Genomic DNA, 14673 nt, shown 5'->3' with positions numbered 1-14673 from the left:
GGAAGACTGGCGATGCGTGAACCCCACGACTCACGGACGCGGGCGCCGAACCTCCTGCGCAAACGGCTGCTGGTGTGCGTGGGCTCCGGCGGTGTGGGCAAGACGACGGTGGCGGCGGCGCTCGGCGTTGCGGCCGCGCTCCATCAACGGCGCAGCGCGGTCATCACCTTTGATCCGGCGCGCCGGCTCAAGGACGCGCTGGCGTTGCCGCGCCTCTCCACTGAACCGCATCGCGTCCCGCTCGACGCGGACAGCGCGCCGCTCGATGCCATGGCGCTCGATACCAAACGCACCTTCGATGCCGTGGTGCGTCGCTTCGCACCGTCGCCCGAGACCGCCGAGCGGATTCTCGCCAATCGGCTCTACCAGCAACTCTCCGACGAACTCGGCGGATCGGCCGAATACATGGCGATGGAGACGTTGCACGCGCTGATGCAGCAGGCGCACTACCAGCTCGTCGTCGTCGATACGCCGCCGAGCGCGCATGCGCGCGATCTACTGGCGGCACCGACGCGGCTGGGTGAATTGCTGGCGTCGCGCGCGGTCACGTTTCTCAAATCGCCCGGCGCGCTGCTCGGGGCCACCGGTTCGAGCGCGGCCCGATTGGCGATGGGGGCGCTGCTCAAAGTGCTCGAACGCTGGACTGGAATGCATCTGCTGGCGGATCTCGCGGAGTTCATCGACGGGTTCGAGACCATGCTCGCCGGGTTTCAAACTCGCGCGGCGGAAGTCGAACGCTGGCTGCGCGCACCGTCGACCGCCTTTGTGCTCGTGACTACGCCCGAGCCGGATGCGATCGCGACCACAATCGAGTTCTATCGCGAGCTGTGCGCGGCGCACTTTCATGTAGCGGGTGTGGTGGCGAATCGCGTCCTCGCCTTCCCGCGTCTCGATGCCGCGGCGAGCGCAGATGGTCCCTGGGCGCCGGCTTTGCGCACCAAGCTGCTCGCGAACTACGCCGATCTCCACACCCTGTCGCGCCGCGATCGCGGTACACTGGCGGAATTGCACAACGCGACCGGCTTGCCGTTGTTGGCCGCCGTGCCGATGCTGAGCGAGTCGCCCAACTCGCTCGCGGCGTTGCAGCGTTTCGCGGCGTATCTGGCGCCGGAGGGGTGACTGATCAAGGTCCGAGGTCCAACGTCTCACATTGGAGGACAAACCAATGTCGAAGACCGAGCGATTCGAAGATCTCGAAGCATGGCGCAATGCTCGCGAGTTAGCCCCGATGCGACAATAGATTGGTGGACGAATCTGGGAGGGCGAGCCTTCCGGCGAGCCGCCGGCGCGGTGATGGTGCGGCGGCTCGGCGGAAGCCTCGCCCTCCCGAAACCTCATTGTCCATGACGTTGGGAAGGGCACGTTGAGCCCCTTCCTGACCGCGTAACTGGTGCGGACAAGTCGTGACCCCAGCGCTCGTATTCTGTCACATCAAGGCTAGGTTCGACTTTGGACTTTGGACCTTGGCCGTTGGACCTTCTTCGGTGCACTGGCCGCCAGCAGGCGATCGAGTTTCATGTTGAGATTCACCAGGCTGCCCTGCAACATCTCGATCTTGGTCAACAGCTTGCCGTAGTCGGCGCGCGATGGGAGGTTCAGCAGGGCGAGGAAGGTTTGCATGTTGCGATCGATCTGCCCCTTGGTTTGCGCCGCGCGCCGGATGGTCTTGGCGACCCCGTCGCTGACGGCGCGGTTGCGGAAGAGTTCTTCGAGGATTTGCCCGGCAGTCTCTTCGCCGCGTTCGAGCAGCCATTGTAGGATACCGGTCGGTTCGTGCGAGGTTTTGGCTGACATGGTTTTACTCTATAGTGACGCGGCGCACAGGGCGTCAACATGCACTGGTTTGAAGCGGTGAGTTATTTCTATGGGCTGCAGTGGATCGCGCCGCAGACCGATGGGGTGTCGGTAGTGATGACGCTGCTGGTGATCAACATCTGCAACGCCTGCATGGCGCGTCTGCTGGCGTACAACAACGGCTACAACAAAAACTGGGGGACGGGGCTCGGCTTCGTCTTCGGCATCTGGGCGGTGGCGATCCTGATGGTGTTGCCGAAGCGGCAATCATGACTCGTGCTCGTGACTCGTGTTGAGCCTGCCCTGAGCTTGTCGAAGGGTGAGTCGTCGGACGGTTTACGACTCTGCGATCACGTAAGCTACCGCAAGCGCCGCAGTGTGCGTCAGCGATAGGTGGAAGCGCGCGATGCCGAGTTTCTCGGCTTGCTGCTGCGCGCGGCCGCTGAGCACGACCGTCGGACGGCCGCGGTCGCGCACGACCTCGATTTGCAGCCAGCCGATGCCGCCGCCGAGATAGCCGCGGCCGAGCGCTTTCATCACCGCTTCCTTGGCCGCGAAGCGGGCCGCAAAGCTCTCCACAAACGACCGCCGCCGCCGGCAGTAGACGATCTCCCCAGCGGTGAACACCTTCGCTTCGAAGCGCTTGCCGGTGCGTGGATGGCTCAACGCCGCCGCGATGCGCGGGACTTCGATGAGGTCAACGCCGATGCCGATTATCATGGTCGTGACGCGTGATTCGTGAGTCGTGACACGTGAGCGGGGGCTTCACTTTTTTCCGGCGACTCACGACTCACGGCTCACGACTCACGCATTCAACACGCCGCGCACGACGTGCACGTCGTCGTGTCGCACGGCGGGGTTTGGCGGGCGGCGAACGCCTTGCGGCGCTCAACCCAGAGATAACTCTTGGCGATGCGATGATCGATGAAGTCCCACGGCATCAGCTCGTTGTCGCCGTAGCAGCGATGGACGAACCCATCGGGATGCGGCAGGCCGGGGAAGTCGCCGCGTTGCCAGCGGCGGATCACGTTCCACCAGTCGCCGTCGGCGGCGTGAATCGCTTCCAGCACCACGCCGATGCGGCGATCGCCGCGAGAGAGCAACGTTTGGAAATACGCTTCGCGCGGCGACTCGATGTCGAGCTTGACGTTCGGCACCTTGGCGAGGGCGCCGCGCAGGAGTTTGATCTTGCTCTTGAGGCTTGGGATCGTCTCCATCGCGTCCCACTGAAACGGCGTCCACGGCTTGGGCACGAACGGATTGAGCGAGACGATGACCTGTCCGACGCGGCCGCGCATTCGCCCCGCCGCGCACAGCCGATCACGCAGCTTGGTGGTCAGCTCGGCGATCGCGAGCACATCGTCGGTCTCCTCCGTCGGCAACCCGAACATCGAATAGATTTTCAGGTCGCGGACGCCTTCGCCGACGAGCAGATCGGCCGCGCGCAGGATGTCAGCCTCGGTGAGGTTCTTGTTGATCACGCGGCGCATGCGCTCCGAGCCGGCTTCGGGGGCGATGGTGACGCTGCGGTTCTTGTTGCCCACGAGCGCGGCGGCCAAGCGCGGCGTGACGCAATCGGCCTTCAGCGACGACGGCGACAGGCGGCCGCCGGCGGCCGCGGTCAACTGCGCGAGCGCTTCGACACCAGGCACGCTCGCCATCTCGGCACCGACCAGTCCGATAGTCCGCCGATGATCGAGCCCGTCGGTCACACTCGCGGTGAGTTGCTCGACGCCGCGCGTGCGAATCGGACGGTACATGTATCCCGCCGCGCAGAACCGGCACCCCCATTGGCAGCCGCGACTGGCTTCAACCATCACCATGTCGCCGAACACCGCATCGTCGCTCAGCACGCGCGTGGTGGTGGCGAACTGATTCAGGTCCCAGATCAAGCGCCGCTCGACCGTGGCCGCGCCCGGCCCGCGATAGTCGACGCCCACGGTGGTGGGTCCATCGAAGTGGGGCTCGTAGAGCGCGGGCACGTAGACGCCCGCGACCTGCTCGGCCGCTTGCAACAGGAAGTCTTCGTGCGCGCCGCCCGTCGTCCGCGTCGCGCAGTAGAGCTGGAGAAACTCGGGCAACATCTCTTCCGCTTCGCCGATGAGAAACAGATCGACGAAATCGGCGATGGGTTCGGGGTTGAGAAACGTCGCCGGTCCGCCCGCGATCACCAGCGGCCGGCCGTCGCGCTGCGCACGGCGCGGCGCAATCCGTGCCAGCGACAGCATGCGCACGACATGCCAGTAGTCGGTTTCGAACGAGATCGAGAAGGCAATGATGTCGAAGTCTGCCACCGGCCGCGACGACTCCAGCGAGCACAACCCGTGGCCATTCAGCAACGGGGCATCGTCGTCGTCAGGCAGGAAGGCACGCTCGCAGACGACGCCGGGAAACTGATCGCAGATCTCATAGACCGCTTGGAACCCAAGGTTGCCCATCGCCACCGCGTAGCGGTTCGGATAAACCAGACACACGCGCACCGCGGCGTCGGTCTTCTTCGGAAAGAGGATGGTTTCGCGCGCGTGCCGCGCACGCGCCCGTTCTTCGAGCTGCCAAGTGGACAGGTGCGAGTTACTCCGTGACCCAACCTATAGCTGGTGCGTCCGCCGCCAACAAGGACGTGCCGACTCACCCGTGCTGTGCCTCGAGCCAGCGCTCGGCGTCGATGGCGGCCATGCAGCCGGTGCCGGCTGCTGTGACGGCTTGGCGGTAGATGTGATCCTGCACGTCGCCGCAGGCGAACACGCCGGGCACGGTGGTGTAGGTCGATGCCTTTTGCGTGATGAGGTAGCCGTTCGCGTCCATTTCGAGTTGACCCGCGAACAACTGCGTGTTCGGCTGATGGCCGATGGCCATGAACACGCCGTCGCACTTGAAGTCGCTGCCAGCGCCGGTCTTGACGTTCTTCATGCGCACGCCGGTGACGCCGCCCGCGTCCGCGGTGCCGTAGATCTCGTCGACCACCGAGTCCCACAGGAACGCGACTTTCTCGTTGCGCCGCGCACGGTCTTGCATGATTTTCGAGGCGCGCAACTGATCGCGGCGGTGGACGATCGTCACCTTGGTTGCGAACTTGGTCAGGAACGTTGCTTCTTCCACCGCGGTGTCGCCGCCGCCCACGACGACGAGATCCTTGCCTTTGAAGAAAAAGCCGTCGCACGTGGCGCACGCCGACACGCCGTGACCCATCAAGCGCGTCTCCGACTCGATGCCGAGCAGCTTCGCCGACGCGCCGGTGGCGATGATCAGCGCATCGCACGTGTAGGGCTGCTTGCCCGCGTTCAACGTGAAGGGGCGGCGTGACAGATCAACCTTGGTCACGTCGTCGAACAAGCAGGTGGTACCGAAGCGCTCGGCTTGCTGCTTGAACTGCTCCATGAGTTCCGGCCCCATGATGCCGGTGGGAAAGCCGGGATAGTTTTCGACATCGGTCGTGATAGTAAGTTGCCCGCCCGGCTGCGAGCCCTCGAAGACCACGGGCGCGAGGTTGGCGCGCGCGGCGTAGAGCGCAGCGGTGAAGCCGGCGGGACCGGATCCAATGATGATCAATTTGTGGTGTGGCATAGAGGAGAGTCTATAGTGGCGACGCGACGGACAGGCAAGACAAGCGTGAAGCGCCTCTCGCACGTCGACGCGCGCGGACGGGTGCGGATGGTCGACGTGGGCGCGAAGCCGATCACCGAACGTGAGGCCGTCGCCGGCGCGACCGTGCGCATGCAGCCGGCGACGTTGCGGTTGATCACCAGCCGGCGCGTCGCCAAAGGCGATGCGCTCGCTGCCGCGCGCGTGGCGGGAATCATGGCGGCCAAGCGCACGGCGGATCTCATTCCGCTCTGTCATCCGCTGGCGATTCAAGTCGTCACGGTCGACTTCGCACCGCGCGGCCGCAACGCGCTGGTCATCGAAGCGCGCGTCAAGGTCGCCGGCCGAACCGGCGTCGAGATGGAAGCGCTCACCGCGGTCGCCGTCGCCGCGCTGACGATCTACGACATGTGCAAGGCGGTCGATCGCGCGATGATGATCACCGATGTGTGCCTACTCGAAAAAAGCGGCGGCCGCAGCGGGACGTATCGGAGGAGATCGTGAATCGGGTTCGTGGTTCGTGCTCGTGATCGGAAGGAGTACGAACACGAATCACGAACACGACTACACGACGCTCCGCCTGCGCTCCGGCAAAGAGCGGCCGGTGCGGCTCGGGCATCCGTGGGTGTTTGCGGGGGCGATCGCGAATCTCGATCCCGCGACCGTGCCGGGAACGCTGGTTCGGCTGGAATCTGCCAGCGGCGAGTTTCTTGGCATCGGCGCTGCGAATCCGCGCTGCACAATCGCGGTGCGGCTGCTCACTCGCATCGATGAAGCGATCGATGCCGCCTTCGTGCATCGTCGCGTTGCCGCCGCGCTCGATCTGCGGCGCAGTGTGATCCCGACTGACACCGACACGTATCGTGTGATCAATGGCGAGGGAGACTTCCTGCCCGGCGTCGTGGTTGATCGCTACGGTGACGTGCTGGTGCTGCAGTGCCTCACCGCCGGCGCGGCCGCGTTGCAGTCGCCGCTGATCGCCGCGCTGGTCGACCTAGCGCAGCCGCGCTCGATCTACGAACGCAGCGCGGGAGCGGTGCGGCGCGAAGAAGGTCTGCCCGACGTCGAGCGCGTGCTGCACGGCGATCCTCCAGCCGATCGCTTGCGGGTGCGCGAACACGGATTTCAATTTCTTGTCGATGTCCACCACGGACAGAAGACGGGGCTGTTTCTTGATCAACGTGACAACCGCGCGCTCGCGCGCCAGCTCACTCACGATCGCCGCGTGCTTAACGCGTTCGCCTACACCGGCGGCTTTGGTGTGTATGCCGGCGCGGGCGGCGCTCGGGAAGTCGTCTCGGTAGAAAGCTCAGCCCGCGCGCTCACACTCGCGCGTGAGAATTGGGCGCTCAATGATCTGCCGAACAAACGCGCCGCCTTCGTTGAAGCTGATGTCTTTCGATACCTGCGCGAGCCTGGCGAGCCGTTCGATCTGCTCATCCTCGACCCGCCGGCGTTGGTGAAGCAGCGCAAAGACGTTGCCCGCGGCGCGCGTGCGTACAAGGACCTGCACTTGCAAACCTTCCGCCGCGCCGCGCCCGGCGCGCTGGTGTTCTCGTTCAGTTGTTCGACGCATGTCGACGCCGTGCTGTTCCGCCAGATCGTCACCGGCGCCGCCGCCGACGCTCGTCGTGCGGTTCGCGTGCTGCGCCACCTCGGCTCCGGCGCCGATCATCCGACCAGTGTCGCGCAGATCGAGGGTGAGTATCTGACGGGGTTGTTGCTGCAGGTGTCGTGAGTTCGTGAGTCGTGAATCGTGAGTGGTGAGCCGTGAGTCGTGAGTGATCGGAACCAACCCCGGTTTCCGCATCCAGCGTCCAGCGGCGTTCATCCATCCGATACTGCTTCTCGACGGCCGGTGCGCCGCGGCGGTATACGCCAGCGATGACGAACACCACCATCAAGCACTGGCCGCGCGGTGATCGGCCGCGCGAAAAATTACTCGAACGCGGCGCCGGCGCGTTGTCGAACGCCGAGCTGTTGGCGATCCTGCTGCGCACCGGCGCGCGCGGGCGCAGCGCGCTCGATCAGGCGCGCGAGTTGATGGAGCTGTGCGGCGACGATTGGCGGCGGCTCGCCACGCTCGGACCCGGTGATCTCAGGAAGCCCGGCTTCGGCACGGCCAAGATCGCGCAGACCCTCGCCGCCGTGGAGATCGCCAAGCGCTTCGGTGAACACGAGTTCAAGCCGGGTGAGTCGCTGCGCGGCAGTCACGACATCTACGTGCACTTCCGCGAACGGCTCGCCTCCGAGCGCCGCGAACACTTCTACGCCGTGCTGCTCGACAACAAGCACCGCAAGATCAAAGACGTCGCCGTCTCGCAAGGCTCGTTGACGGCGAGCATCGTGCACCCGCGCGACGTGTTCGCACCGGTGGTGCGCGAGTCCGCCGCGGCTGTAATCTTCGTGCACAATCACCCGAGCGGCGATCCAACCCCGAGCAAAGAGGACATCGACATCACCCGCCGCCTGCGCGAAGTCGGTGACCTGGTCGGCGTCCGCGTTCTCGATCACATTGTGATCGGTAACGGACGCTACGTGAGTTTCGTCGATGATGGGTATTGGTAGGACGTGAGACGTGAATCGTGAGTCGTGAGACGTGAGTGGTTGGTATGAAAGCGGTCGGTATCACAACGCACGGAGATCTCGATGTCTTCAAGCTCGCGCATCAGTTGGTGCTGCGAATCTACCAGACAACGCGATCGTTCCCGCGCGAGGAAATCTTCGGGTTGGTTTCACAACTGCGGCGCGCCGCCTCCTCCGTACCGGCGAACATCGCCGAAGGTGCAGGCCGACTGAATCGTGCGGAGTACCGCCGCTTCGTCGGGATTGCGCGCGGCTCGGCGGTGGAGGTGGGTTACTATCTGCGACTTGGCTGTGATCTCGGATACATCTCGCAGCCGGACTATGATGACCTGCGCCGCGAATGCGAGCGAGTGTGTCAGATGCTAACGCGCCTCACCCAAAGCCTCTAGCCGACTCACGCGTCACGACTCACGACTCACGCTTCACGATCAGAACGGAATATCGTCGTCTTCAGGCGCTGGCGCGGCATCTTCTCCCGCGGGAGCGCTGAAGTTATCGTGCGTGGCGGTGGTGGTGCGGGTGCCGCCACCGCCGCCGAGGAAGCGGACGTCGCGTGCGGTGATCTCGGTGATGTACTTCTTGTTGCCGTCCTTGTCGTCGTAGTTGCGTGTGTGGATCGATCCTTCGACGAACACCTGACGGCCCTTGGCGAGATACTGCCCGCAGGTCTCCGCCTGCTTGCCCCAGACCACGATGTTGTGCCACTCGGTGCGCTCTTGCTTCTGGCCCTGCTGATCGGTCCACTTCTCAGTGGTGGCGACCGAGAACTTGCACATCGCGCGCCCGCTCGGCGTAAACCGCACTTCCGGATCGCGTCCGAGATTTCCGACAATGATGACTTTGTTGACCACAGTGCGCGGACCGTAACAGCGGCGGCGCACGCGTGTCAAGGTCATCTCGCGTGTTCGTGACTAGTGGTTGTTGGAGAGGCGGTTGGGCATGAGTCTCGTTCACGACTCTCGGCTCGCCGCACCCAGCCGGTCATGCCGAGGGTTTGAAATTGCTCACGAGCGGCAGCGAGCAAACGCTCCGCGCGTTCGTCGTCGCCGGGAGCCGTACGGCGCCGATACATCTGGGCCTCATCGTAGTCGACGATTGCGCGTAGTGGGCGCGTCCCTTGTTCGTCGAGAACGCGGCGGGCCGCGGCAAACCACTCGCTGGCTTCGTCGTATCGGTGTTGCAGCGCGCAGAGCTGCGCCAGGGCATGGCGGCCGTCGCGCATTGGATAGCGAAAGTCGGTCGCGATCACTTTTTCGCGCAGGCTGCGCTCGATGACATCGATGTGATCAGTGCGTTGGAGCCGCCACAAGACATCGGCCGCATCGCACACGACCATCGTGTAGTTGGGCGCCCAACCCGGGGCGCGTTCGATCGGCGCGAGTTGCAATGCCAACAACTGCAGCGCGTCGTCGGCGCGGTCGCGTTCGGCGTAGCGATGCGCCGCCACCGCACGGATCAGGACCAGCGCCCAGGCGTTCTCGACGGCCGGCTGCTCCATCAGCCTCTGGACGTGGCGGATTCCGTGCTCCCCGCGTTCCCCCCGCGCGCGCTGCATCTCCTCCTGTGCGGCGGCGAGATTGATCATCGGCACGGCCGGTAGGGTCAGGCGCGCCGTCAATGCCCGCCCACGCGCGTAGGCCGCCTGCGCTGCGTCAAATTCGCCGAGCGCGTTGAGACAGCGGGAGAGGTAGGCGTTATACAGCGCCGCGTCGGTGATGCGGCCCTCGCGTTCGCTGCGCGTCGCCCACGCCTCCCACAGCGGCACGCAACGACGGAACTCGCCGGCGCTGTTGGTCGCTTCGGTCGGATCATCGGGAAACTGACTGAATCGATCGAGCACTTCGCGGCGAGAGTGCCCGCCAACAAATCCGGTGATCCACAGGAAATCGTGCTCCCACGTCGTGAACGCCGCTCGCAGCGGCGCGGCGGCTGCCGCTACCTCGCGCCGTTCGGGGGAGTCGATGACGATGCCGGTGTAGTCCGGCTCGCGGGTCTCGCGGCGGATGATGTCGAACACCTGCAAGCGCACCCAAGTGTCATCGCGGCGAGTGCCAACATACGTCAGCCCGTGCTGGGCGACGGACGAAGCCGCGCGCGAAAAGCCGGCGGCCATCAGCAGCACCGCGGCCCGCGCCAAGTAATCCGCCGCTGCCTTCTGACCCTCAGTTGCCGCGAGGTGTTCACCGGCTTCGCGGATGGTAGTCAGTGCCGCGTCGGGGTTCAGCGCCCAGGCGAGCGCAATGCCCAGGCGGCTGAGCACGCGTCCGCGCTGCGCGTCGTCCGGCGGCAACAGCTCCAGCGCGGTGCGCAGATGGATGACGAACTCATCGTGGGCGTAGGCGGCCTCGGCGCGATCGGCCGCCGCCAGCGCGTGCACGACGCCGCGCTCCGCACCAGGCAACACGGCGCTGCGCGCATACTGATACGCGATCTCGCCGGCGTGCTCCGCGGCGCGTTGGGCGTAGACGCGCTCCATCATCTCGGCGATCTGGCGATGGAGGCGCACTTGTCGTGAGGGGCTCAGCTCGGTGTAGAGCGTGTGGCGGATGAGTGCATGGGTGAAATCGTAGGTGTCAGCCTCGCTTCCCGGCCGCAGCACTTGCGCCTGCAGCGCTTCGTCCACCGCATCAAGCGCCGGCGCCTCGTCGAGGCCGGCGACCGGCGCGACGATCGAGAAACGGAAGCCGCCGTTGCACGCAGCAGCGACCGCTAGCAGGCGATTGGTATTGGCCGATAGCCGCGACAGGCGGCGGCCGATGACTTGGCGCACGCTTTCGGGAATGCCCATGTCAGCGATCGACAGCGTCGTGTTCCAGCGCTCCCCCTCGCGGAAGATCTTGCCCTCTTCGACTAGGTGCAACAGCACCTCGCGGATGAAAAATGGATTGCCGTCAGTCTCGCTGCTGATCGCGTTGACTAACTCCGCGGGTACTTGCTGATCGGCGACGATGGCGAGCAGCGCGCCGATCTCAGTGCTAGCGAGTCCCTTGAGCGGAATGCGGTCGAATGTGGTTTCGCGATGGAGCGCGCTCAACGCATCAGCGAGCGGATGCTGGCGGTCGAGATCAACGTCGCGATACGCGCCGAGCACGAGGATGCGCTGTTGGGGAGCGAAGCGCGCCACGTGGCGCAGCATCGCGATCGTGCCTTTGTCGGCCCAGTGCAGATCGTCGAGCACCAGCAACACCGGCGATCGTGCCGCCAACGCGATGAGGAACTGCACGACCGCGTCGAGCAGGCGAAAGCGCTCTTCGTCGGCTTGCAACGCCGCCGGCTCCGGGATGTCGGGCAGCACCTGCCGCAGCGCGGGCACCAATCGCGCCAACGGTGCAGCGCCGTAACTGAGGTCGGCGCGCAGTTGGTCGGCATCAGCGGTGCGGCTGTAGTCGGCGATCGCCTCGGCAAACGGACCGTAGGGCGGCGCCCAATCGCCTTCGAAGCAGCGTCCCCACAAAACGGTCGTGCTCTCGTCACGCGCGTGTGCGGCGAATTCCTCCAGCGTGCGCGTCTTGCCGATGCCGGGTTCACCGGCCAGCATCACCAAGCTGCCGGTACCGGCGCGTGTCGCAGCGAGCGCTTGGTGCAAGCGCGCGACTTCCGCGCTGCGGCCGGCGAACGGCATGCGCGTCAGCAGCGCGCCCGGATCGCCGGCGTCGTAGCGGACCTCGCAGGTCGCGGTCGGCGCGCTGAGACCCTTCAAGTCGATCGACCCGAGATCGCGGAAGGTAAACGCCTGCCGCCCGGCGAGCAGGTGCGACACCACCGAGCTGCACAAGATCTGTCCCGGCTGCGCGCGATCACACAGGCGCTTGGCGACGACCACGGGCGTGCCGAAGTAATCGGTTTCGTCGCGCAACGCTTCGCCGACGTTGAGGCCGACGCGAATGGCCAGGCGTTCGCCGGCGGTCGGTCGCCGCGCGGCTTGCTGCATCGCGATGGCGCAGCGCACGGCGTCGGCGGCGGACGGGAACGCCACCATCAGCCCATCGCCCAGCCACTTCACCTCGTGCCCGCCGTTGGCGGCGACAGCTTCCTTGAGCAGCTTGTGATGCGTCTGGAAGATCCGTTGCGCGCGCTCGTCACCGGCGCGCTGCAGCAGCTCGGTGGAGTTGACCAGATCGCTAAAGAGGAGGGTCGTCGTCATGATGCGACCGGGGCGGTCATTTGGTGAGGAACTGTAGTCTCTCCATCCCCGTCGCACAATCGCGCCGCCCCGCCAAGGCCTAAGACCCGGCCGGCCGTCGTCAAAGGCCCCACAGGGAAATTCGTCATACCGGCGCAAGCCGGTATCCAGGCGGGGCGTGTGCGGGTGATCCTGGATTCCGGCTTGCGCCGGTATGACGAGCGGGAACACCGCCCCAAAATCGCCAGGGATGAAGCACTATCCAACTCGCGCGTTGACTTCGCCGACCGGGCGCGAGTATTGCGGAACGGTTCACTGAAGGAGGCGCGCACGAAGTCGATGACCTGGAGCGCTCTGGCGCTCGTGATCGCCACCGCGGGTTGCCATCGGACTAGTTCGACCGCGCCCGTGTTGTCGCCGGCTGAACGCATTCACGCCACCACACAAACAGTTGACGACGCGCGCCTGCGCGCCGCCGCCAGCGAGCCGCAGAACTGGCTCACCCATGGCGGCACGTATGCCGAGCAGCGCTTCAGCCCGCTCGATCAGATCAACGCGGCGAACGTGTCCACGCTCGGCCTCCTGTGGAGCTACGACACCCACACCGACCGCGGCCTCGAAGCCACGCCGCTGGTCGTCGACGGCGTGCTCTACACCACCGGCGCGTGGAGCGTCGTCTTCGCCATCGACGCGCGCACCGGCAAAGAGATCTGGACGTACGATCCCAAGGTTCCGCGCGAGACCGGGCCGAAGGCCTGCTGCGACGTCGTCAACCGCGGCGTTGCGGTTTACAAGGGCAAGGTCTTCGTCGGCACACTCGACGGCCGGCTCGTTGCGCTCGACGCGGCAACGGGCGCGCTGGTCTGGGAAGTCGTGACCGTCGATCAGACGCGGCCGTACACCATCACCGGCGCGCCGCGCGTCGTCGAAGGCAAGGTGATCATCGGCAACGGCGGTGCTGAATTGGGCGTGCGCGGCTACGTGTCGGCGTACGACGCGGCGACCGGCGCGCTCGCGTGGCGTTTCTACACCGTACCGGGCGATCCATCGCAACCGTTCGAATCGCCCGCGCTGGAGCAGGCGGCCAAAACCTGGAAGGGCGGCGAATGGTGGAAGGTCGGCGGCGGTGGCACGTGCTGGGATTCGATGGCGTACGATCCGGAGCTGAAGCTGCTCTACGTCGGCACCGGCAACGGCTCACCGTGGAGCCGTTACGTGCGCAGTCCCGGCGGCGGCGACAACCTGTACCTCTCGTCGATCATCGCGTTGCGTCCCGACACCGGCGAACTGGCTTGGTACTATCAAGAGACGCCGGGCGACACCTGGGACTACACCGCCACCCAGCACATCATTCTCGCCGAAATTCCGGTCGATGGAACAATGCGCAAGGTGATCTTGCATGCGCCGAAGAACGGCTTCTTCTACGTCATCGATCGCGAGAACGGGAAGCTGCTGTCGGCGGAGAAATTCGTCGAAGCGACCTGGGCCGATCGCATCGATATGAAGACCGGCCGGCCGGTGGAGAGCACGATCACCAACTACCGCACCAAGACCACCACGGTGAAGCCGTCGCAACTCGGCGCCCACAACTGGCACCCGATGTCGTTCAATCCGAAGACCGGCCTCGTCTACATTCCGGCGCAAGACATCCCGGCGGTGTTCGCGCTCGACAAGCAGTGGAAGTACGAGCCCGGCCGCTGGAACACCGGTATCGATTTCACCCTGACGAAGGAGTTCCCGCGCAGCCTCGCGATCGGCTATCTGCTCGCCTGGGATCCGGTGAAGCAGCGCGAGGCGTGGCGCGTGCCCTACAACGGACCGTGGAATGGCGGCACGCTCACCACCGCCGGCGATCTGGTCTTCCAAGGCACGGCGGACGGACGCATGGTCGCCTACAAGGCCGACACCGGCGCCAAGCTGTGGGAAGCGCCGGCGGGCACCGGTGTGGTGGCGGGACCGATCACATACACCATCGATGGCAAGCAGTACGTTTCAGTGATGGCCGGATGGGGTGGAATTTTCGGGCTCTACGGTGGCGATGCCGCCGCGGCGACGGGCGTGCGGAACGTCGGCCGCGTGTTGACCTTCGCGCTCGGTGGTACGGCGACATTGCCGCCACCACCACCGCCGGCAGTCGAAGCGAGGGCGATGGCGGCGCCGCTGCCGGTACACGCATCGGCGAAGACGATCAAGAAGGGCGAAGCGCTCTTCAGCCGCAATTGCATGACCTGTCACGGCGCCGGCGCAGTCGGCGGTGGTGTGCTCCCCGACCTGCGCCACCTCAGCCCCGAAGTGCAAGCCGGCTTCTCCACCATCGTCCTCGACGGCGCGCTGAAAGGTAAAGGCATGCCCGCCTTCGGCAAGTGGCTCACCGAGTCCGACGCGCAAGTAATCCTGGCATACCTCCGCAAGCGCGCAGCGGACGAGGTGGCGGGGCGTTAGTGTTCTGCGCGACGAGCGTTGCGCCGCTTCCCATCCGAGGCCCAAGGAATCCTCTCCCCGCCTCACTGCGGGGAGAGGACGAAGGTGAGGGGTTCCACCGAGTAGATCTCTCGTCGAACGTGGCCGCGCGTTGACAGGCTGCTTTG

The 14673-nt window shown here is 65.5% G+C and carries 13 protein-coding genes; 7 read left to right on the top strand and 6 right to left on the bottom strand.

The features are described 5' to 3' along the window. Positions 1-12 precede the first annotated feature (12 nt). Positions 13-1119: an ArsA family ATPase gene (locus tag HYR72_22365; protein ID MBI1817731.1), complete on the top strand. Its 1107-nt coding sequence runs from the start codon at positions 13-15 to the stop codon at positions 1117-1119. Positions 1120-1437: 318 nt separating this feature from the next. Here the strand turns inward: HYR72_22365 and HYR72_22360 are convergent, their stop codons facing one another. Further along, positions 1438-1794: a hypothetical protein gene (locus tag HYR72_22360; protein MBI1817730.1), complete on the bottom strand. Its 357-nt coding sequence runs from the start codon at positions 1792-1794 to the stop codon at positions 1438-1440. A 39-nt stretch (positions 1795-1833) separates the two neighbouring features. Between HYR72_22360 and HYR72_22355 the strand changes: the two genes are divergently transcribed. After that, positions 1834-2067, top strand: a complete 234-nt coding sequence (locus HYR72_22355; protein ID MBI1817729.1) for a hypothetical protein — start codon at positions 1834-1836, stop codon at positions 2065-2067. A gap of 63 nt (positions 2068-2130) precedes the next feature. On the opposite strand, the gene HYR72_22350 is transcribed toward HYR72_22355, so the two are convergent. From HYR72_22350 to trxB, 3 genes are all read right to left on the bottom strand, one after another. Next, entirely contained in the window at positions 2131-2514 is a 384-nt protein-coding gene (locus HYR72_22350) for a holo-ACP synthase (GenBank protein ID MBI1817728.1), read from the bottom strand. 92 nt (positions 2515-2606) lie between these two features. Then, positions 2607-4274, bottom strand: a complete 1668-nt coding sequence (locus HYR72_22345) for a radical SAM protein (protein MBI1817727.1) — start codon at positions 4272-4274, stop codon at positions 2607-2609. Between the two features lie 148 nt (positions 4275-4422). Next, on the bottom strand, positions 4423-5358 hold the full coding sequence (gene trxB, locus HYR72_22340) for a thioredoxin-disulfide reductase (protein MBI1817726.1): 936 nt from the start codon (positions 5356-5358) through the stop codon (positions 4423-4425). A gap of 45 nt (positions 5359-5403) precedes the next feature. Between trxB and moaC the strand changes: the two genes are divergently transcribed. From moaC to HYR72_22320, 4 genes are all read left to right on the top strand, one after another. Then, the gene (moaC, locus tag HYR72_22335) at positions 5404-5880 is read left to right on the top strand and encodes a cyclic pyranopterin monophosphate synthase MoaC (protein MBI1817725.1); all 477 of its coding nucleotides are present in this window, start codon (positions 5404-5406) and stop codon (positions 5878-5880) included. A gap of 22 nt (positions 5881-5902) precedes the next feature. Beyond that, positions 5903-7114, top strand: coding sequence for a class I SAM-dependent rRNA methyltransferase (locus HYR72_22330; protein MBI1817724.1), 1212 nt, complete (start codon positions 5903-5905; stop codon positions 7112-7114). Between the two features lie 146 nt (positions 7115-7260). Continuing rightward, on the top strand, positions 7261-7944 hold the full coding sequence (gene radC, locus HYR72_22325; protein MBI1817723.1) for a DNA repair protein RadC: 684 nt from the start codon (positions 7261-7263) through the stop codon (positions 7942-7944). Between the two features lie 59 nt (positions 7945-8003). After that, on the top strand, positions 8004-8351 hold the full coding sequence (locus tag HYR72_22320; protein MBI1817722.1) for a four helix bundle protein: 348 nt from the start codon (positions 8004-8006) through the stop codon (positions 8349-8351). Positions 8352-8390: 39 nt separating this feature from the next. Here HYR72_22320 and HYR72_22315 read toward each other — a convergent pair whose 3' ends face one another. Together HYR72_22315 and HYR72_22310 are read right to left on the bottom strand one after the other, a co-directional pair. After that, the gene (locus HYR72_22315; protein MBI1817721.1) at positions 8391-8858 is read right to left on the bottom strand and encodes a single-stranded DNA-binding protein; all 468 of its coding nucleotides are present in this window, start codon (positions 8856-8858) and stop codon (positions 8391-8393) included. After that, positions 8855-12106, bottom strand: a complete 3252-nt coding sequence (locus tag HYR72_22310; GenBank protein MBI1817720.1) for an AAA family ATPase — start codon at positions 12104-12106, stop codon at positions 8855-8857. Before HYR72_22310 ends, HYR72_22315 begins: the two co-directional genes overlap by 4 nt. Positions 12107-12424: 318 nt before the next feature. On the opposite strand from HYR72_22310, the gene HYR72_22305 reads away from it, so the two are divergent. After that, positions 12425-14527: a PQQ-dependent dehydrogenase, methanol/ethanol family gene (locus tag HYR72_22305; protein MBI1817719.1), complete on the top strand. Its 2103-nt coding sequence runs from the start codon at positions 12425-12427 to the stop codon at positions 14525-14527. Positions 14528-14673 lie beyond the last annotated feature (146 nt).

The sequence above is a fragment of the Deltaproteobacteria bacterium genome (assembly GCA_016178705.1).
Taxonomy (GTDB): domain Bacteria; phylum Desulfobacterota; class Binatia; order HRBIN30; family JACQVA1; genus JACOST01.
The sequence above is the reverse complement of the archived record's forward strand: the minus strand, read 5'-3'. Positions and strand labels throughout refer to the sequence as shown.